The 18,687-nt window shown below is 60.9% G+C and carries 19 protein-coding genes; 14 read left to right on the forward strand and 5 right to left on the reverse strand.

The genetic code is table 11. The features are described from left to right. Positions 1-48 precede the first annotated feature (48 nt). The 5 genes from mtgA to N2597_RS19630 all read left to right on the forward strand — a co-directional run bounded on the left by mtgA (position 49) and on the right by N2597_RS19630 (position 3,213). A complete protein-coding gene (mtgA, locus tag N2597_RS19610; protein ID WP_038691942.1) occupies positions 49-786 on the forward strand; it encodes a monofunctional biosynthetic peptidoglycan transglycosylase in 738 nt (245 codons plus the stop codon). Positions 787-918: 132 nt separating this feature from the next. Then, complete coding sequence (locus tag N2597_RS19615) at positions 919-1,641, forward strand: DUF1868 domain-containing protein (RefSeq protein WP_009995962.1); 723 nt, start codon at positions 919-921, stop codon at positions 1,639-1,641. 13 nt (positions 1,642-1,654) lie between these two features. Then, positions 1,655-2,302: a glutathione S-transferase family protein gene (locus tag N2597_RS19620; RefSeq protein ID WP_183597831.1), complete on the forward strand. Its 648-nt coding sequence runs from the start codon at positions 1,655-1,657 to the stop codon at positions 2,300-2,302. A 155-nt stretch (positions 2,303-2,457) separates the two neighbouring features. Then, positions 2,458-2,643: a 50S ribosomal protein L32 gene (gene rpmF, locus N2597_RS19625; RefSeq protein ID WP_003543812.1), complete on the forward strand. Its 186-nt coding sequence runs from the start codon at positions 2,458-2,460 to the stop codon at positions 2,641-2,643. Positions 2,644-2,805: 162 nt separating this feature from the next. Beyond that, positions 2,806-3,213, forward strand: coding sequence for a hypothetical protein (locus tag N2597_RS19630; RefSeq protein ID WP_038691948.1), 408 nt, complete (start codon positions 2,806-2,808; stop codon positions 3,211-3,213). Here the strand turns inward: N2597_RS19630 and phaR are convergent. Beyond that, positions 3,208-3,783 (reverse strand): polyhydroxyalkanoate synthesis repressor PhaR, encoded by a 576-nt coding sequence (phaR, locus tag N2597_RS19635; protein WP_009993948.1) that lies wholly within the window; start codon positions 3,781-3,783, stop codon positions 3,208-3,210. The two genes, N2597_RS19630 and phaR, sit on opposite strands and share 6 nt — an antisense overlap. Before the next feature lie 239 nt (positions 3,784-4,022). On the opposite strand from phaR, the gene N2597_RS19640 reads away from it, so the two are divergent. Together N2597_RS19640 and phbB are read left to right on the forward strand one after the other, a co-directional pair. After that, positions 4,023-5,204 carry an acetyl-CoA C-acetyltransferase gene (locus tag N2597_RS19640; protein WP_183745098.1) on the forward strand — a complete coding sequence of 394 codons (1,182 nt, stop codon included), beginning with the start codon at positions 4,023-4,025 and terminating at the stop codon, positions 5,202-5,204. Between the two features lie 70 nt (positions 5,205-5,274). Continuing rightward, positions 5,275-6,000 (forward strand): beta-ketoacyl-ACP reductase, encoded by a 726-nt coding sequence (gene phbB, locus N2597_RS19645; protein WP_009991898.1) that lies wholly within the window; start codon positions 5,275-5,277, stop codon positions 5,998-6,000. A 177-nt stretch (positions 6,001-6,177) separates the two neighbouring features. Here phbB and N2597_RS19650 read toward each other — a convergent pair whose 3' ends face one another. After that, the gene (locus N2597_RS19650; protein ID WP_009991900.1) at positions 6,178-6,438 is read right to left on the reverse strand and encodes a YMGG-like glycine zipper-containing protein; all 261 of its coding nucleotides are present in this window, start codon (positions 6,436-6,438) and stop codon (positions 6,178-6,180) included. Between the two features lie 26 nt (positions 6,439-6,464). After that, a complete protein-coding gene (locus tag N2597_RS19655) occupies positions 6,465-6,620 on the reverse strand; it encodes a DUF3309 family protein (RefSeq protein WP_009991901.1) in 156 nt (51 codons plus the stop codon). Between the two features lie 806 nt (positions 6,621-7,426). Here N2597_RS19655 and N2597_RS19660 point away from each other — a divergent pair. The 5 genes from N2597_RS19660 (at position 7,427) to N2597_RS19680 (ending at position 13,761) form a co-directional block, all read left to right on the forward strand. Next, positions 7,427-10,615 carry a helicase-related protein gene (locus tag N2597_RS19660; protein WP_183597835.1) on the forward strand — a complete coding sequence of 1,063 codons (3,189 nt, stop codon included), beginning with the start codon at positions 7,427-7,429 and terminating at the stop codon, positions 10,613-10,615. A gap of 2 nt (positions 10,616-10,617) precedes the next feature. Then, positions 10,618-11,022: an Hsp15 family ribosome-associated heat shock protein gene (locus tag N2597_RS19665; protein ID WP_039622800.1), complete on the forward strand. Its 405-nt coding sequence runs from the start codon at positions 10,618-10,620 to the stop codon at positions 11,020-11,022. A 192-nt stretch (positions 11,023-11,214) separates the two neighbouring features. Next, entirely contained in the window at positions 11,215-11,553 is a 339-nt protein-coding gene (fdxA, locus tag N2597_RS19670) for a ferredoxin FdxA (protein WP_038692796.1), read from the forward strand. Positions 11,554-11,946: 393 nt separating this feature from the next. After that, the gene (locus N2597_RS19675) at positions 11,947-12,519 is read left to right on the forward strand and encodes a CarD family transcriptional regulator (protein WP_011427211.1); all 573 of its coding nucleotides are present in this window, start codon (positions 11,947-11,949) and stop codon (positions 12,517-12,519) included. A gap of 378 nt (positions 12,520-12,897) precedes the next feature. Continuing rightward, entirely contained in the window at positions 12,898-13,761 is an 864-nt protein-coding gene (locus N2597_RS19680) for an RNA polymerase factor sigma-32 (protein ID WP_038692797.1), read from the forward strand. Positions 13,762-13,862: 101 nt separating this feature from the next. On the opposite strand, the gene N2597_RS19685 is transcribed toward N2597_RS19680, so the two are convergent. Both N2597_RS19685 and N2597_RS19690 read right to left on the reverse strand, forming a co-directional pair. Beyond that, entirely contained in the window at positions 13,863-15,407 is a 1,545-nt protein-coding gene (locus N2597_RS19685; RefSeq protein WP_038691959.1) for a M48 family metalloprotease, read from the reverse strand. Between the two features lie 385 nt (positions 15,408-15,792). Continuing rightward, positions 15,793-17,331 (reverse strand): MDR family MFS transporter, encoded by a 1,539-nt coding sequence (locus N2597_RS19690; RefSeq protein ID WP_183597837.1) that lies wholly within the window; start codon positions 17,329-17,331, stop codon positions 15,793-15,795. A 115-nt stretch (positions 17,332-17,446) separates the two neighbouring features. On the opposite strand from N2597_RS19690, the gene N2597_RS19695 reads away from it, so the two are divergent. Together N2597_RS19695 and N2597_RS19700 are read left to right on the forward strand one after the other, a co-directional pair. Next, positions 17,447-17,974, forward strand: coding sequence for a MarR family winged helix-turn-helix transcriptional regulator (locus N2597_RS19695; RefSeq protein WP_009988832.1), 528 nt, complete (start codon positions 17,447-17,449; stop codon positions 17,972-17,974). Between the two features lie 56 nt (positions 17,975-18,030). Next, positions 18,031-18,687, forward strand: coding sequence for a thiamine diphosphokinase (locus tag N2597_RS19700; RefSeq protein ID WP_183597839.1), 657 nt, complete (start codon positions 18,031-18,033; stop codon positions 18,685-18,687).

Genomic DNA, 18,687 nt, shown 5'->3' on the forward strand with positions numbered 1-18,687 from the left:
TCACAGGCGTTATGAGAACGACAGGGAGCGAAGTGGACTGGGGACATTTTGGATATAGCGCCGGAGACAGAGGATATCGCCGACATGCCGGCCCGTCGGCGATGGTTCGAAAATCGGCCTGTGCTGAAGCGTATCGTTCTTGCCGTGCTGGCTCTGATCGTCCTTCCCTACGTCCTGATCTTTTTCTATCTGCTGCCCTTCATCCATCCGGTCTCGACCCTGATGCTGCGCGATCTCGTGCTGTTGCGCGGTTATGACCGCAGATGGGTGTCGCTGGACGAGATCTCTCCGGCCCTGGTGCAGTCGGTGATGATGTCCGAGGACGGGCAATATTGTTTTCACGGCGGCGTCGACTGGGCCGAGATGCGCATGCTGGTCGAGGATACGCTGAAAGGTCAGGCAACCCGCGGCGGCAGCACCATCCCGATGCAGACGGCCAAGAACCTCTTTCTCTGGAACAGCCGCTCCTTCGTGCGCAAAGCGATGGAGCTTCCGCTGGCCGTCTCCACGGATTTCGTTCTGTCGAAACGGCGGCTGATGGAAATCTATCTCAACATTGCAGAATGGGGTCCCGGTATCTACGGCGCCGAGGCGGCAGCCCAACATCATTTCAAGGTGCCGGCCTCGAAGCTGACGCGGCGGCAGGCATCGCTGCTTGCCGTCTCGCTCCCGAACCCGATCGACCGCAATGCCGGCAAGCCCGGACGAGGCCTTCGTCGGCTGGCCGGCGTGATCGAGAGGCGTGCGCAGGGTTCCGGCGATTACGTCAAATGCCTCTATGATTGAGATCATTGCGCTTAAGCCGGGAAAACCAAATCACATTTTTGCTGGAATGGCGGTAGAAGCCGCAAGCGTCATCTGACATTCTTGGTTCTGCCATATGGGCGGTGCAGTCCAATCGGAGTCCCTCAGTCGACCATGACGGCCACGACCTTTTCTCCCGAACTGCTCCTCTATTCGAAGACGCACAATCCGAGCCCGCCCGCTCACCTCGGCAGCCGTTATCGCAGGGTCGGCGGCTTTCTGCCCGAGGCCGGCAGTACCATCGTCTGTCATGTCGAGAAGGCGTCGCGGACGCAGACGGTGCTGATCGAAGCGCGCGAGAAATATCTGGCGATGCCCGAGGCCGAACAGTTCCTCTTCACGCCGATCTCCAGCCTTCACATGACGCTTTTCGAAGGTATCATCGAGACCAGACGCCGGCAGGATTACTGGCCGCGTGATCTCTCTCTCGATACGCCGATCGACGACATGACCGAGCTCCTGGCGGCACGGCTCGAAGGTTTTTCGATGGCCGAGCCCTTCAAGATCGCCGTCGTCGACGCTCAGCCGTCGGGACTGCTCGTCGATGGGGCAACCGAGCAGGACCGCAAGATCATGCGCGCCTGGCGCGACGCACTTGCCGATCTTCTCGGTTATCGCCAACCGAACCACATGGACTACAAGTTCCATATTACCTTCGCCTATCCAATCGAACGGCTGGAGGACGAAGCCCTGCCGCGCTGGCAGGCAATGCTTGACGGCGTGGCAGAGGATATCCGCCGCGAGGCTGCTGTTTTCGAGATGACGCCGCCGGCATTCTGCGTGTTCGAGGACATGAACCATTTCCACGAACTGCTGATCTTCGAATTCGACACCTGAACAGGACAAACCCATGGACAGACCGACGCTCTACATCGCCAACAAGAATTATTCCTCCTGGTCGTTCCGGGCCTGGATAGCGCTGACCGGCACCGGTGTCGGTTTCGAGGAAGTCCTGATCCCCTTCGACTATCCCGGCGGCAATCCCGACATCAAGGCCATCTCGCCGAGCGGCAATGTGCCGGTGCTGCAGCACGGCGCATTGAAGATCTGGGAATCGCTGGCGATCATCGAATATGCCGCCGAGCTTTATCCCGAAGCCGGTCTTCTGCCGAGGGATCGCGCTGCGCGGGCGCTCGCCCGTTCGGTTTCGATGGAGATGCTGTCGGGCTTCCGGGCCCTGCGTGGCGCCTGCCCGATGAATATCCGCCGGCCGAGGGCCAGGATCGTCTTGCCGGATGGCGTCGACGCCGATATCCGCCGCATCGAGACGATCTGGCGCGACCTTCTGCAGAAATCCGGCGGACCCTTTCTCTTCGGTGCCTTCAGCGGAGCGGATGCGATGTTTGCGCCTGTCGTCAACCGGTTCGACATCTATGATCTCGTCGATCGGGACGAGACGCTTGCCTATATGACGACGATGAAGGCGCATCCGGCGTGGCGGAAATGGGAAGAGGCGGCCCGCGCCGAGCGTTGGATCGTGGCGGAAGACGAAGTCTGAGCGAGGAATCAACGGCTCGCAAAAAATATTCATGGGGACTGGTCAAGGCCGCCCCTTGCATGTATAAGCGCGCAAAATTTCCGAAATCGCGACATGTCCGTTTCGGCCGCCAGTCTGGCCGTGGGAATGTTTTGCCCGCAAGTGGAGTAAGAGAAATGGCTGTACCGAAGAGAAAAACGAGCCCGTCCAAGCGCGGCATGCGCCGTTCGGCTGATGCGCTGAAGGCTCCGACCTATGTCGAAGACAAGAATTCCGGCGAACTGCGCCGCCCGCATCACATCGACCTGAAGACCGGCATGTATCGCGGCCGCCAGGTTCTGACGCCGAAGGAAAGCGCATAATTTCTCGATCCGGCTTGTCCGATCGAAGATTTTCAAGGCCGGCGTCATGCCGGCCTTTTGTATTTCTCCGCAGCGGGGTTATCGGCAAATATAATAGTTGCAGCGGCTTGAAGTGGGACGGCGGTTTAGCGCAGTATTCTCCTGGCGCCAGGAGATTTGCCGATGATAGCCGCAATGCCGCTGATGATTATCCCGTTTATTCTTTACAATTTGGCGATGCTCGGCCTGATGGGCGATGGCGGCATTGCAGTGCTGAAGCACGATATCATTGTGCTGTCGATGCTCTCGGGCGCGATCTGGAGCATGGCGCTAGGCGATCTCTTCATCGTCATAGCGCTCGTCGTGCTCTTCTTCGAAATCCTGAAGGCAACCAGAACCGGCCCCGGCAACCTCATCAACCACATATTGTCGATGCTGGTGTTCATCGCCTTCCTGGTCGAGTTTCTGCTCGTCCAGGACGCTGCGACACAGGTATTCTTCATTCTGATGACGATCGCTCTGATCGATGTGATCGGCGGGTTTGCCGTTTCGATCCGAAGCGCCGGGCGGGATGTCTCGATCGGCCTATAGGTTATCGAGCTTGTTCTGAAGGGCGCGGAGCTGTTCCTTCAGCTCGTCGATATCCTTGGCCTCGGCCTTGCGACTTTCCTTGGCCGCCGGCGGCGTCATGAAGGGCGAGAACATCTGCATGGCCTGCTGAAACAGTTCGGTATTGCGGCGAACCTGGTCCTCGACCATCTGCATTGGCAATTGCAGGTTCTTGCCGAGCGGCGTTTCGCCGAAGGCGCGGTTCACCTGCTCGCGCATCTGCGCCTGCTGTTCGGCAAAGGCGCGCATCGAATGTTCGAGAAAGCTCGGCACGACCATCTGCATCTGGTCGCCGTAATAGGTGATGAGCTGACGCAGGAAGGAGATCGGGAGCAGTGTGTTGCCGGTCTTCGATTCCTGTTCGAAGATGATCTGGGTCAGCACCGAATGGGTGATATCATCCCCGCTTTTTGCATCCTGGACGATAAAATCATCGCCCTTCTTCACCATCTCCGCCAAATCTTCCAGCGTCACATAGGTGCTGGTGCCTGTATTGTACAGGCGGCGATTGGCGTATTTCTTGATGACTATCTGACCCTCATTCTTCGCCATATCAGTCTCCTGAACCCCCGTCTGATTTATGGATGTTCCTCCACTTCAGACTGTAAACGCAAAAGAAGGCCGGTGACAATCTCTTTGTGCGATGCGGCAAACCTTTAACAGATCATACGAATTGGCTTTACGGGCCCGCCGCCGAAAAATGGCGGCGGCCGGTCTTCGCGTTTGACTTGTGCTCAAAGCTTTGCCAGTTTCCCCTTATGTTAGTGGGACGAAAAACGAGGAGCCTCCCCATGAGCAATTCACCCATCGTCATCGCCAGCGCAGGCCGGACCGCCGTCGGTTCGTTCAACGGCGCTTTCGCAACGGTCCCCGCGCACGAACTCGGCGCGGCGGTCATCAAGGGCGCGCTCGCACGCGCCGGCGTCGATGCCGGCGAAGTCGATGAGGTGATCCTCGGCCAGGTGCTGGCCGCGGGCGAAGGCCAGAACCCGGCCCGCCAGGCGGCGATCAAGGCCGGTATTCCGAAGGAAGCGACGGCGTGGGGCGTCAACCAACTGTGCGGCTCGGGCCTGCGCGCCGTCGCGCTCGGCATGCAGCAGATTGCCACCGGCGATGCCAAGATCATCGTTGCCGGCGGTCAGGAATCCATGTCGATGGCGCCGCATGCCGTGCATTTGCGCGGCGGCGTCAAGATGGGCGACACGAAGATGGTCGACACAATGATCAAGGACGGCCTGACCGATGCCTTCCATGGTTATCACATGGGCATCACGGCCGAGAATATTGCGCGTCAATGGCAGCTTTCGCGTGACGAACAGGATCAGTTCGCCGTCGCTTCGCAGAACAAGGCGGAGGCCGCCCAGAAAGCCGGCCGCTTTGCCGACGAGATCATCCCCTATGTCATCCAGACCCGTAAGGGCGACATTACCGTCGATGCCGACGAATATATCCGCCACGGCGCGACGCTGGAGGCGATGGGCAAGCTGCGGCCGGCCTTCGACAAGGACGGCACGGTGACCGCTGCGAATGCCTCCGGCCTCAATGACGGCGCTGCCGCAGCGGTGTTGATGAGCGAAGCGGAAGCGGTCCGCCGCGGCATCCAGCCGCTCGCCCGCATCGTTTCCTGGGCAACGGCGGGCGTCGATCCTTCAATCATGGGCACCGGCCCGATCCCGGCGTCCCGCAAGGCGCTGGAAAAGGCCGGCTGGTCGGTTGGCGATCTCGATCTCGTCGAAGCCAACGAGGCTTTCGCGGCACAAGCCTGCGCCGTCACCAAGGATCTGGGTTGGGATCCTGCCATCGTCAACGTCAATGGCGGGGCGATTGCCATCGGCCATCCGATCGGCGCTTCCGGCGCGCGCGTTCTCAACACGCTGCTGTTCGAAATGAAGCGCCGCGGCGCCAAGAAGGGCCTGGCTACGCTTTGCATCGGCGGCGGCATGGGTGTCGCCATGTGCTTCGAGGCATTTTAATAGCACACCATACGATCGTCATTGATTGAAACCCCGCCCCGCGCGGGCGAAAACACAAGGGGAGCGGAACATGAGCAGAGTGGCTCTGGTCACCGGAGGTACACGCGGCATCGGCGCAGCCATATCCATGGCGCTGAAAAACGCAGGCTACAGGGTTGCGGCGACTTATGCCGGCAATGAGGAGAAGGCCAGAGCCTTCCACGAGGTCACCGGCGTCGCCGTATTCAAGTGGGACGTTTCGGACTATGCTGCCTGCGGTGAAGGGATCGCCACGGTTGAAAGCGAGATCGGCCCGGTCGAGATTCTCGTCAACAATGCCGGCATCACCCGCGATGCAATGTTCCACAAGATGACGCCGCAGCAGTGGCACGAGGTGATCAATACCAATCTCACCGGCCTGTTCAACATGACGCATCAGGTCTGGACCGGGATGCGCGACCGCAGCTTCGGGCGCATCGTCAATATCTCCTCGATCAACGGCCAGAAGGGCCAGATGGGCCAGGCGAACTATTCGGCCGCCAAGGCCGGCGATCTCGGCTTCACCAAGGCGCTTGCCCAGGAAGGGGCGGCGAAAAACATCACGGTTAACGCCATCTGCCCCGGTTACATCGGAACGGAAATGGTGCTTGCCGTGCCGGAGAAAGTGCTGAACGAGCGCATCATTCCCCAGATACCCGTCGGTCGTCTCGGCGAGCCGGAAGAGATCGCGCGTTGCGTCACCTTCCTCGTCTCCGACGATGCCGGCTTCATCACCGGTTCGACGCTGACAGCCAATGGCGGGCAGTTCTTCGTCTAGCTCATTCTCCGAGATCGGAATCGATTTCGAAATGATCACGTGGATTGAAAAAGGAGCGCATCCGGCTGGATGCGCTCCCTTTCTGTCCGCATGCCACTGTTGGCGCTGACGGCTGCGGCCGGCAAAGAAAAACGGGCGCCGAAGCGCCCGTTGGGAAGTCCGATATGAGTTTGCCGGTCAGTAGCGGCAACGGGCCTCGTAGCGGCGGCCGTAGCGGTCGCGATAGATGCAGTAGCCGCGCCGTTCGACCGACTGGCCGATCAGGGCGCCGGTCAGGCCGCCGGCAACGGCGCCGACAGCGGCACCACCCCAGCTGTTGGTAACGGCGCCGCCGATGACCGCGCCGGTGCCGGCTCCGATCGCCGTGCCCTGCTCGGTCGCCGTGCAGGATGCGAGAGCGCCTACGAGCGCGCCAATAAGAACAATCTTCTTCATCATGTCGTAACTCCCCAGGTTGTCGGGCTTTAGATGCGGCCCATTAGTACAAGGATAATGATAATGACGAGAACTAGCCCCAAACCGCCGGCAGGTCCATAGCCCCAGCCACGGCTATAACCCCAATTCGGCAAGGCTCCGATCAAGAGCAGAATGAGGATAACCAGAAGTATCGTGCCAAGCATGGTGTGTTTCCTTCATTTCATCCGCAATCTGAATGGACAAGAAACACGCATTGGCGATTTTTGTTCCCGGTTGCGCCCGCGAATTGTGATGCGTCCCGATTCATGGTTTGCGATCCGTCTTCCCTGCCAAATTGTTGGTATGGTTAAAAAGTCGTTTGCATACAATATGTTGCGGTGAACAAATCGAGAAGCTCGCAATGTCGCCGATTCGTCGGTGATTCGTTCCGTTTTCGATCGACCCGATCGCGGCAAGCGGTTCTGGCTTAACGCTGTGTAAATTTCGTCGTCGAAAGGTTAACGCCTGTCCGGAACGGTCGGACATGAGGATCTGTTGCTTGCCTGATCTAGCGACGGGTGACGGCGGCGCTACCGGATCTTGCCGTGAACGAAAGGTGAAAGCGGTCCGGTCGGCGATTCGTCTCCGATTCGTTCCGGATTTGGTCGAGAAATTAATTGGGGTGGAATTTCGCGCGGCAAAAAGCGGGGCGGCAGATCGCCGGCAGGCGAAGCAAATGCGAACAGCGCAGAGTCTCGTGATTCAGCATTTAGTGGGAAAAAGTGATTCAAAATCAATACTTAGCCGTGAACAAAAGCTGAATCAGCGGGAGTCAGCGATTCGTCGCTGATTCGTTCTCAGGCTGTTCCGAATCGGAAATGCAGGCGATCCCGATGACTCGCAAAGGTCGTAATCGCCGAAGCATTTTAAAATCTGCCCTTGCGTTTGCGGCAACAGCTGTCCATGTGTTCTGTGCCTCCGTCGAGGGGTGACAGTTTTCCTGGGGCCGCCTGCCTCATTTGCATGGAATATGACTCTGACTTCGCAGCCGATGATTCTGAGCGGGCGCGGTGTGACCGCGATGCTCGGACCAACCAATACCGGCAAGACCCACTATGCCATCGAGCGCATGGTCGCACACGGGACCGGCGTGATCGGCCTGCCGCTGCGGCTGCTGGCGCGCGAGGTCTATACGCGGGTGGTGGAGAAGGTCGGTGTGCAGAACGTGGCGCTGGTCACCGGTGAGGAAAAGATTTCGCCGGCCAATGCACGTTTTTCGGTCTGCACCGTCGAAGCGATGCCGCGCGACACCAAGGCCGCCTTCGTCGCGATCGACGAGGTGCAGCTCGCCGGCGATCTCGAGCGCGGCCATATCTTCACGGACCGTATCCTGCACCTTCGCGGCCGCGAGGAAACGCTGCTGCTCGGCGCGGCAACGATGCGGCCGATCCTGCAGCAGCTGCTGCCCGGTATCACCATCGTCGAGCGGCCGCGGCTTTCGCATCTTTTCTATGCCGGGCAGAAGAAGATCACCCGGCTGCCGCAGCGCTCCGCCATCGTCGCTTTTTCGGCCGACGAGGTCTATGCCATCGCCGAGCTCATCCGCCGGCAGCGTGGCGGCGCGGCGGTCGTGCTGGGCGCGCTCAGCCCGCGCACTCGCAATGCGCAGGTCGCGCTTTATCAGGCGGGCGACGTCGAATATCTGGTGGCGACCGACGCAATCGGCATGGGCCTCAATCTCGATGTCGATCACGTCGCTTTCGCCCAGGACAGAAAATTCGACGGCTACCAGTTCCGCAACCTCAATCCGGGTGAACTCGGCCAGATCGCCGGCCGCGCCGGGCGGCACGTGCGCGACGGCACCTTTGGCGTCACCGGCCAGGTCTCGCCCTTCGACGAGGAGCTGGTCCAGCGCATCGAAGGCCATGAATTCGACAATGTCAAAGTCCTGCAGTGGCGCACGACCGAGATGGACTTCTCCTCGATCCAGTCGCTGCGCGCCAGCCTCGAAGCGGGGCCGCGCGTCGCCGGACTGACGCGGGCGCTGCCCGCGGTTGACCAGCAGGCGCTGGAGCAGCTGTCGCGCTATCCCGAAGTCATCGATCTCGCCGACCGGCCTGCCCGCGTCGAAAAACTCTGGGAGGCTTGCGCACTTCCCGACTACAGGCGTATCACTCCGGCACAACATGCCGATCTGATCGCGACCCTCTTTTCCGATCTCGTCCGCTATGGCACGGTGAATGAGCAATTCCTTGCGGAGCAGGTTCATCGCTCCGATCGGACAGATGGGGAAATTGACACGCTTTCGGCGCGAATCGCGCAGATAAGAACCTGGACCTATGTGTCAAATCGGCCCGGCTGGCTGACCGATCCGACACATTGGCAGGAAAAGACGCGGGAAATCGAAGATCGATTGTCCGATGCGTTACATGAAAGGTTGACGAAACGCTTTGTTGATCGCAGGACATCTGTGCTCATGAAGCGCCTGAGAGAGAATGCGATGCTGGAAGCTGAAATCAGTGTGAATGGCGATGTCTTCGTTGAAGGACATCATGTAGGGCAGTTGAGCGGATTCCGTTTCACGCCGGTGGCGGGAACGGACGGACCGGATGCCAAGGCGGTTCAGGCTGCGTCGCAAAAAGCGCTCGCGCTCGAATTCGAAGCCAGAGCGGCGCGGATGCATGCCGCCGGCAATAGTGATCTGGCGATAGGCTCGGACGGGTTGATCCGCTGGCTCGGTGATCCGGTGGCGCGGCTTTCGGGCAGCGATCACGTCATGCGCCCGCGGGTGATCCTGCTGGCCGACGAGCAGTTGACGGGCAATGCCCGCGATCACGTCGCCGCCCGCATCGAGCGCTTCGTCAATCATCATATCAGCACGGTGCTGAAACCGCTCGACGATCTGTCGCGCGCCGAGGACCTGCAGGGTCTGGCCAAGGGGCTTGCCTTCCAGCTCGTCGAAAATCTCGGCGTGCTCTTCCGTCGTGACGTGACCGAGGAGGTGAAGTCGCTGGATCAGGAGGCCCGCGCCTCCATGCGCCGCTACGGCGTGCGTTTCGGCGCCTATCACATCTTCGTCCCGGCACTTCTGAAGCCGGCGCCGGCCGAACTGATCACGCTGCTCTGGGCGTTGAAGAACGACGGTCTGGACAAGCCGGGTTACGGTGACCTCATTCCCGTGTTGGCCGCCGGCCGTACGTCCGTCGTGACCGATCCGAGCTATGAGCGGATGTTCTACAAGCTCGCCGGTTTCCGCTTCCTCGGCAAGCGTGCGGTGCGCATCGACATTCTTGAGCGGCTTGCCGATATCATCCGTCCGCTGCTGCAATGGAAGCCCGGTCAGAACAATCGTCCGGAAGGCGCCTATGACGGCCGCCGCTTCACGACGACGACGGCGATGCTGTCAATCCTTGGCGCGACGCTCGAGGACATGGAAGAAATCCTCAAGGGTCTCGGCTATCGCGCCGATGCCGTGAAGGCGGAAGAGGCGTCGGCTCATCTTGCCGCGCAGGACGCCGCTTCGGCGCCCGCAGCCTCCGTGGAGGCATCTGCGGAAGAAACGGTGGAAAAGGCCGATCACGACGACGCCGACGCGGCGGCAGACGAGGCTGTTTCCGAGCCATCCCCAGCCGAGTCGGCCGCAACCGACGCCCCCGCGGCAGAGGCACTTCAAAGCAACCCCGCGACCGAAGCCTCGGCAGAGGTTCCGGCCGCCGGGGAAACAGCCGCTGATTCCGGGGAGACCGGCGAACCGGCGGAACCGAAGCCGGTTCTTCTGTGGCGCCTCGGTGGCCGCAACGATAATCATCGCCAGGCGCGTGGCGGCCATGGCGAACGCCGCGGTGGCCAGGGCCACGATCGAGGCCAGAACCAGGATCGCGGCGAGCGCAATCGCCGCCCCGGCGGCGAAGGCGGCGAGGGCAATCGCGGCGGCGACGGACGCGACAACAACCGCAACAACCGTGGCAAGGACGGCGGTCGCGATGGCCGGCCGCAGCAGGCCAGGGGCGGCGAGCGCAAGGACCAGCCGCGCGGCGACCGGCAGGACCGTGGTGATCGCAAGGATCGCGGCGAACGCAATGACCGGAACGATCGCAACAACAATCGCGGCGCACAGCCGCTGCGCTTCGAGGCCAAGCCGCCACGCAAGGAGAAGCCGATCGATCCGGATTCGCCCTTCGCCAAGCTCGCCGCTCTCAAGGAACAGATGAAGAAGTAGTCATGGGCGGGGAGACACAGCCGGTAAGCGGTTCGCGCCAGCGCATCGACAAGTGGCTGTTCTTCACGCGCATGGTGAAGTCGCGTTCGCTGGCGCAGAGCCATGTCCAGTCGGGGCACGTGCGCATCAACGGCGAGCGCTGCAGCCAGCCGAGTCAGATGGTCAAGCCGGGCGACCGCATTGAGTTGACGCTGGAACGGCGTGACGTCGTGCTGATCGTGCGTCTCGCCGGCGAGCGGCGGGGCCCCTACGAGGAGGCCCGCCTGCTCTATGATGACCAATCGCCGCCGCCGGATGAGACAAAACGCCTCACCCCCTACGAGCAGGCGATCCGAGCGACCGGGACCGGCCGTCCGACCAAAAAGGAAAGACGCGCGATCGACAGGCTGATGTCGGACGAGGATTAGAAAACTCTGTCTGCGGCGGCGGCTTTTGCAGATCGTTTATCCTTGAATTCCGGCGATAAAGCCGATACGTCACTGACAACCTGCCGGAAGCGTGCTTGCCTCCCAAGCCTGTCCACGCTTCGTCCGGCACGGGGATAGGCGCGACGTTCCAGGTTGCCCGGCCCCATCCGCATGGAAATCCTGGAGTTCTTCATGACCTATGTCGTGACCGACAATTGCATCAAGTGCAAATACACCGACTGCGTGGAAGTCTGCCCCGTCGACTGCTTCTATGAAGGCGAGAATTTCCTCGTCATCCATCCCGACGAATGCATCGATTGCGGCGTCTGCGAGCCCGAATGTCCCGCCGAGGCGATCAAGCCGGATACCGAGCCGGGCCTCGACAAGTGGCTGAAGATCAACACCGAATATGCCACCATCTGGCCGAATATCACGGTCAAGAAGGACCCGCTGCCGGAGGCCAAGGAGATGGATGGCCAGACCGGAAAGTTCGAGAAATATTTCTCCGAAAAACCCGGTTCCGGCGATTAACACGGCTGCCCGCCTCGACCGCCGGATTCGGGCGTTTACGCGATGAAACGTTTTATATCCTGCGTGTCTGATATGGGTGATGTGTGTTGCCCGCATGACTCAGGCGAAGCAAATTATTGATTTCCTCATATTTTTATGATAGGTTTCGCCTACTGTTCCATTTGTGGCATAACGCATGCCCAAAACCATCACGAAAGCAAAACCAATCCGTACGCGGTTTCCGTGACATATCAACGCTTTGAGCGCCGGGTCCCAAGATCGCGCGCAAGAAGTCTTTGCTTTTGCCTGATGGGACCAGAGTGAAGTCACCCGACGGATACGACCGTCTCACCCGGGCCTGACTGACCCGGCTCCGGCCGCCGCCGGAAGCGTAACAGGGAGTTTTTGAATAGAATGACGACTCAGCAGAAAAAGCCTTCTACAGCACGTCACGGCTTCAAGACCGGTGAATCGATCGTCTACCCCGCACATGGCGTCGGTACCATCACCGCTATCGAAGAGCAAGAAGTTGCCGGCATGAAGCTCGAACTTTTCGTTATCGATTTCGAGAAGGACAAGATGCGCCTGAAGGTTCCGGTCGCGAAGGCGATGAGCATTGGCATGCGTAAGCTTTCGGAAACGGATTTCGTCGATCGTGCATTGAAGGTTGTGCAGGGCAAGGCGCGCGTCAAGCGCACCATGTGGTCCCGGCGTGCGCAGGAATATGATGCCAAGATCAATTCCGGCGATCTGATTTCCATCGCTGAAGTCGTGCGTGATCTTTATCGTGCGGAAAACCAGCCTGAGCAGTCCTATTCCGAGCGCCAGCTCTACGAGGCTGCGCTCGACCGCATGGCGCGCGAAATCGCCGCCGTCAACAAGATGTCGGAAACCGAGGCCGTCCGCCTTGTCGAGACCAACCTCAACAAGGGCCCGAAGCGCGGCAAGGCCATCGAAGAAGACGATTCGCAGGACGAAGCCGCATAAGGCGACCTTGTTTTCTTTATCAAAAAACCCGGCCTTCGTGCCGGGTTTTTTTATTGGAACTTTTTCCAGACTGCCGCGTTTATCAAACGTAATTGCGGACTGCTCGTCGAGCGTGGCTCGTCGGGCGAACTGCCATTCCGTCAAATGTTCGGTGAGGAGCGGATCATGCCTTTTCAATATTGCCCGTTCGGCAACATGAAAAAACAGGTCCAACCCAGCCGTCTTAGCGGCCCATGATGAAAATTAGGGCTTCCCCCTGAAAAGTCCAGGGGTGAGGCCTTCATGCATTCGGAACCCCATTCAGTCGGGACAGCGATGTTCCGGAAGGTGAGTTGTTTTGTTCATTTTGAGGGCGAAGGCCTGTTTCGGGAGATCGAAATGAAGAACATGTCTGCAGATCGGCGCATGATCAAAATCGCGATGGCTGCCCCCTATCTCGCCCGCCAGGAAGAGCACGATCTCGCCACCCGCTGGAAGGATCATGACGATCGCGGGGCGCGCAACCAGATCGCGATGGCGCATATGCGCCTAGTGATCTCCATGGCCGGCAAATTCCGCAATTTCGGTCTGCCGATGAGCGACCTCGTACAGGAGGGCTATGTCGGCTTGCTGGAGGCGGCCGCGCGTTTCGAACCGGAACGCGATGTGCGCTTCTCGACCTATGCGAGCTGGTGGATCCGGGCGTCGATCCAAGATTATATCCTGCGCAACTGGTCGATCGTGCGCGGCGGCACGAGTTCAGCGCAGAAGGCGCTGTTCTTCAATCTGCGTCGCCTGCGCGCCAAACTCGCCAAGGGCGACACACAACTGACGCTCCAATCCATCCATCAGGAAATTGCCGCGGCGCTGGGCGTCAGCCTTGCCGACGTTCAGACTATGGATGCCAGGCTTTCCGGCAACGACGCTTCGCTGCAGGCGCCTTCCGTCTCCGGCGATGCTGAGAGCGCGGAAAAGATGGATTTTCTCGTCAGCGACGATCCGCTGCCCGACGAACAGGTTTCCAACATGATCGACGGCGAGCGCCGCCGCGTCTGGCTCGCCTCGGCGTTGAAACATCTCAACGAACGCGAAATGAAGATCATCAGCGCCCGGCGTCTGGCCGAAGACGGCGCCACGCTCGAAGAGCTCGGTGCCGATCTCGGCATTTCCAAGGAGCGTGTGCGCCAGATCGAAAGCCGGGCGATGGAAAAACTTCGTACCGCGCTGGTGAGCGCCGACCCGCATATGGCGGCCTACGCATAGACCGGCTGCATACAGCATCCTTTGCGCGTCTGAAAAGACGCGCGCCGCAAACCTCATTCCCTCCAGCAGCACAGACTGGCCCGGCGCAAGCCGGGCTTTTTTTACTCGGCAATGATCTTGACGCGATCGCCGGGTGAAACGGCCGCGCCCATGGGCAGGGCATTGATGAGCTTGAACAGATCGAGCTTGCGGTCGGTGCCCATCATGCGGGCAGAGAGCGTCGAGATGTTCTCGCCCGGCCGCACCGTGACGACACGGATACGCAGCGGCTTCAGCGAGGCCGTTTCCGCCGGCGTCATGCGCCGGAAACTCGCCCGCAGAACATTGGCCGTCGGCTCCAGGGCGTCGCTGCCTTTCGGCACGGCGGTGAGGAAACGGAAGATCTGCGTATTGTTGCGGATCACGGTGACATCGAAATCCCAGCGGTCGGCGCTGGCGCGCGCGGTGGCAGCCTCCATGCCGTTGATGGTGATCTGCTGGATGGTCGACGGGTCGAGACCGGTCACCCAGCCGCTGGAGATATAATTGGTGAGGCTCTGGTTCTGGTTGTCGGCGACGCCATCGAAGCGGACGGCGATGTCGTTCGGGCCGGTCGCCATCACCGCCTCGACCTTGTTGTCGATGTGAAATTCAGGTGGCACGTCGAAACGGATGCCGAGGCCGCCATGCAGGAAAGTCTGGCCGCGCACATAGCCTTCTTCCGGGCTGTCGCCGTACAGCAGGCCGTCTATGCCGTCGAGATAATAATCGCGGCCCTTATCGCCAACGGAACCCTCCTGGCCAAAGGCCCGCGCATGAGTGCGGGCAAGCTCGATACGCTGGGCGGAATTCGGGTGGCTCGAGAGAAAGTCGAGGCTCTGGTCGGCCTCCGGGTCGACCGACATGAAGCGGCTGTACGCCGCCATGGAATCGAGGAATCGGGCGGCGGCATATGGATCGTAGCCGGCTTCGCCGAGCATGCGCACACCGATGACATCGGCCTGCAGTTCCTGCTGGCGCGAAAAGGCGGCGAGCCGCAGCTTGCCGCGGGCCAGCGCCTGTTTGCCGGCGATGTCGCTGGAGAGCACCTCAGCGACGACGCGGCTGGCGATGACCTCCGCCTCTTCGCGCTTCTGCCGCTCGATGCCGTGGTTGGCCGTCACGTGGCCCATTTCGTGTGACAGCACGGCGGCGACCTCCGAAGCATCGTTGGCAAGGGCGAGCAGGCCGCGGGTGACGTAGAGGTAACCGCCCGGCAGCGCAAAGGCGTTGATAGCAGGCGAGTTCAGGATGGTGATGCGGTAGGACTGGCTCGGATTTTCCGACACCGCCGTCAGCGCGCCGGCGATCCGGGCGACGAGACGCTCGGTCTTGGCATCCTTATATTCGCCGCCATAGCTTGCCACGATGCGCGGATGTTCGCGGGCGCCCATCGCCGCACGCGGGTCGTTCTTCTGCACCTCGTCAACGATCTGCGGATTGGAAGACGGCGAGATGCTCGGCTGATAGGATTGTTCGATCAGCGATTGACACCCGTTCAGCGCCATTGCGATGGCTGAAAGCAGCATCAGGCGACGCACGAAACGGCGCGGCGCGCAGATGGCATCACTGGAAAGCGCGGGCGATTTCCACGTCGTCAAGCTGTCCAGTCTGGTTCTCCGCATCATGTCGCTGCTTTGCCGGTTTGCCGCAGATCGGGACCGGCCTTGGCAAGGGGAACTTAACAGGTGCGCACCCCTGATCTCGCGCTGCACGCTAGGCCGATACAAGTCGTTGCTGTAACTGATTTCCGCATCGGTTGCATAGCGAGACTCTGTTTAAATGTGGCGCCGTTGCATTTTGGCAATGCCTCAGTCGTCGAGGCCTCCTTCGCTCGGATGAAATTATGGCGAAAGTTCCGTCACAAGGGGCAGATATGCCGGCGGCGCGAAAAAAGAACGGGGTGATTGAGGCAATCACGGCGGAAACAGCCGCAGCACGCGAAACTTGCAACTACCGATAGTGATTCTGAGGAGAGATCGCCCGATGTGGCGACTTCCATTTTGCGATCGGCTATTCCGCCGCTTCCGCCGTGGCCGGTTGCGGCTGCTTCATCTCGCCGGCGCGCGGCAGCTGCACGGGCTTCAACATCACGGCGGCGGCAAGGCCGATCAGGGCAATGGCGCAGGAGGTCATGAACAGCGGCGAGAAGGCGGCGGCATAGAGATCGGCGACAGCCTGGCGGCTCGCTTCGGGAAGAGCGGCCATCATCTTCGGCGTCAGCTGTTCGATATCGGCAACACCGGCAATGGGAACGCCGGCCTTGCCGAGACCGGAGGCGATGACGGCGCCGTAGATGGAAATGGCGATCGAAGCGCCACCCATGCGCGATAGGGTCACCGAACCGGTTGCGGCGCCGACGTCGCGGGCGGGCGCGGCATTCTGCACGCCGATAACGGGAACCTGCTGGGCAAGGCCGATGCCGATTCCGTGCAGCAGCATGATCGCGCCGATGAAGGCGATCGGCGTTCCGGCCTGGATCTGCGACATCAGCGCGAAGGCGACGGCGCTGCAGGTGAGACTTGCGATGGCGAAAGGTTTGTAACGTCCCGTCCTGGAGATGATGCGGCCTGCCGACAGCGATCCGCAGACGAGGCCGCCTGTGAGGAGGATAAAGAAAAGGCCGGCGGCGGAGGGCGAAAGACCCGTCGTCGTCTGCAGGAAGAGAGCGAAGTAATTGACCATGCCGATGGCGATGGCGCCGCCCGTGATCGAGATGATCAGCAGCAGGCTGAAGGTCGAATTGCGGAAGAGCTGCAGCGGCACGATCGGCTCGGGTGCGCGACGTTCGACCAAAACCCAGGCGACGGCGCAAACGATGCCGAAGGCGACGACGCCGATACTCTCGGGCGAAACCAATGCGCCGAACAATTCGCTGCTATCGGTAGCGAGCACGACGCTCGTGGTCGTCAGCGCAAGCAGCAGCGCGCCGGCATAATCGATCTTGGGACGGCGATGCGGTTTGCGGTAGGGCAGCATGAAGGCCAAGCCGGTCAGCGCGATGAAGCCGATCGGCACGTTGACGAGGAAGATCGAGCGCCAGCCGAAGAGATCGCTCATCGTGCCGCCGAGCACCGGACCGATCGCGCCCGACGCCATCAGCACGAGGCTGGAATAGCTTTGATAGCGCGCCCGCTCGCGCGGCTCGAACAGATCGGCGTTAACGGCGAAGATCGATACCATGATGCCGCCACCGCCGAGGCCCTGCAGCACGCGGGCAGCGATCAGCGTGTCCATCGAGACGGCGAGGCCGCAGACCGCCGAGCCGACGGTGAAGATTGCGATCGCGGTCATCATTACATATTTGCGGCCGAAGAGATCGCCGAGCTTGCCATAGAGCGGCATGACGGCGCTGAGCGCTAGAAGATAGGCCGAGCCGATCCAGCCGAAACGTTCGAGATGGCCGAATTCGCCGACGATTGTCGGCAGCGCCGTGGAGACGATCTGATTATCCAGCGTCGCCATGAACATGGCGGTCATCAGGAAGAAGAAGAGGATAAGCCGGCGACGAGGGTCCGTCACCAGCGGCGCAGGCGCGAGTTGCATGTCCATGGATGCGTCGTTCCGATTGGTCGGCTTTTTATGTGCTGTTAGCATATATTTGTCAATAGCACATTATTGACCTCGACATATTCAGTTTCCGCTGCCGCTCTGTTATGGTGTCGTCATGAATGAAACTCTGACCAGCATCCTGTCCAACAGCCCGGCCGAGCCAGACGACGACAACGTGCCTCTCATCGGCCGGAGCATGGCGCGCATGCGGCTGCTGACAGGGCGGCGGCTGATCGGCCGGTTGGCCATCCAAAGCGCCGCACCGGGCCTCGAGCTTTCGCATCTCGATGTGCTCGATGCTGTGCGCAGGGCGCAGCCTGCCGGCGAGGTCACGGTCGGCCTGATCGCGGAGATGCTGCGCATCGATCCCTCACGGGCAAGCAGGGTGGTCGCCGACATGGTCGGACGCAACGTGCTGCGCCGCGAGGCGTCGCAAGCCGATGCGCGGCGGATCGTTGTCGTCATGACGGCGGCGGGCGAGGCCCTGCTTGCGGAGATCCGTGCGCAGAAATTCGCAATCATCTCTCAGATCGTCTCCGACTGGCCTGAAGAGGATGTCGAACGTTTCGCGACGCTGTTCGATCGTTTTATCGGCGGCTACGAGGCGATCTTCCTGTCGCGTGACAAGGATACGCCGGGTTGAGGTGATCCGCCGATCCTTCGGCCCTTCCCCTCGCCCCCCCGTTTGCGCTAAGGGCAATGCCCATGAGCCAATCCAACTTCACCATTCTGCTCGGCGGCGAACTCAGCCTGACGGAGCGCCTCCGCCGTGCCATCGGCGGCAGCCGCTTCATCGCAGCCGATGGCGGCATGCGGCACGCGGCCGCACTCGGCGTGACACCGGAGCTCTGGGTCGGCGATTTCGATTCGACGCCGGCCGATCTCGACGGGGCGTTTCCCAATGTGCCGAGACAGCCCTACCCGGCGGCAAAAGCGGCAACGGACGGCGAGATCGCGGTATCGGAAGCGATCGCCCGCGGTGCACGGCGGCTGATCCTCGCCGGCGCGCTCGGCGGTGAACGCTCCGATCATGCCCTTCAGCACCTGTTGTCGGCCGTCAGCCTGGCGGAAGAGGGTTTCGACATGCTGCTGACCTCGGGCAAGGAGGAGGCGGTGCCGCTGATTGCCGGCACGATCGAACTCGATCTCCCCAAAGGCAGCCTGTTTTCCGTGCCCGGATTCGGCCCGCTGACCGGCCTTTCGATTGAGAATGCGCGTTATCCGCTGACAGATTTCCATCTGCCTTTCGGCTCGTCGCGCACCATTTCCAACGTGGCGGAAGGCAAGGTTCGTTTTTCGCTCAGCAGCGGCCGGGCGATCGTGCTTGCCCGACCTTATGATCTTTCCGGAGTCTGA

This window comes from Rhizobium sophoriradicis (assembly GCF_025200795.1).
GTDB lineage: Bacteria > Pseudomonadota > Alphaproteobacteria > Rhizobiales > Rhizobiaceae > Rhizobium > Rhizobium sophoriradicis.

Coding starts and splice junctions, on each gene's coding strand:
- phaR (WP_009993948.1), bottom strand. CDS start 3,783: ATGGCGAAGAATGAGGGTCAGATAGTCATCAAGAAATACGCCAATCGC.
- N2597_RS19615 (WP_009995962.1), top strand. CDS start 919: ATGACGGCCACGACCTTTTCTCCCGAACTGCTCCTCTATTCGAAGACG.
- N2597_RS19630 (WP_038691948.1), top strand. CDS start 2,806: ATGATAGCCGCAATGCCGCTGATGATTATCCCGTTTATTCTTTACAAT.
- N2597_RS19695 (WP_009988832.1), top strand. CDS start 17,447: ATGAATGAAACTCTGACCAGCATCCTGTCCAACAGCCCGGCCGAGCCA.
- N2597_RS19680 (WP_038692797.1), top strand. CDS start 12,898: ATGAAGAACATGTCTGCAGATCGGCGCATGATCAAAATCGCGATGGCT.
- N2597_RS19700 (WP_183597839.1), top strand. CDS start 18,031: ATGCCCATGAGCCAATCCAACTTCACCATTCTGCTCGGCGGCGAACTC.
- N2597_RS19690 (WP_183597837.1), bottom strand. CDS start 17,331: ATGGACATGCAACTCGCGCCTGCGCCGCTGGTGACGGACCCTCGTCGC.
- N2597_RS19685 (WP_038691959.1), bottom strand. CDS start 15,407: ATGATGCGGAGAACCAGACTGGACAGCTTGACGACGTGGAAATCGCCC.
- N2597_RS19640 (WP_183745098.1), top strand. CDS start 4,023: ATGAGCAATTCACCCATCGTCATCGCCAGCGCAGGCCGGACCGCCGTC.
- N2597_RS19650 (WP_009991900.1), bottom strand. CDS start 6,438: ATGATGAAGAAGATTGTTCTTATTGGCGCGCTCGTAGGCGCTCTCGCA.
- N2597_RS19655 (WP_009991901.1), bottom strand. CDS start 6,620: ATGCTTGGCACGATACTTCTGGTTATCCTCATTCTGCTCTTGATCGGA.
- N2597_RS19620 (WP_183597831.1), top strand. CDS start 1,655: ATGGACAGACCGACGCTCTACATCGCCAACAAGAATTATTCCTCCTGG.
- N2597_RS19675 (WP_011427211.1), top strand. CDS start 11,947: ATGACGACTCAGCAGAAAAAGCCTTCTACAGCACGTCACGGCTTCAAG.
- phbB (WP_009991898.1), top strand. CDS start 5,275: ATGAGCAGAGTGGCTCTGGTCACCGGAGGTACACGCGGCATCGGCGCA.
- N2597_RS19665 (WP_039622800.1), top strand. CDS start 10,618: ATGGGCGGGGAGACACAGCCGGTAAGCGGTTCGCGCCAGCGCATCGAC.
- N2597_RS19660 (WP_183597835.1), top strand. CDS start 7,427: ATGACTCTGACTTCGCAGCCGATGATTCTGAGCGGGCGCGGTGTGACC.
- fdxA (WP_038692796.1), top strand. CDS start 11,215: ATGACCTATGTCGTGACCGACAATTGCATCAAGTGCAAATACACCGAC.
- rpmF (WP_003543812.1), top strand. CDS start 2,458: ATGGCTGTACCGAAGAGAAAAACGAGCCCGTCCAAGCGCGGCATGCGC.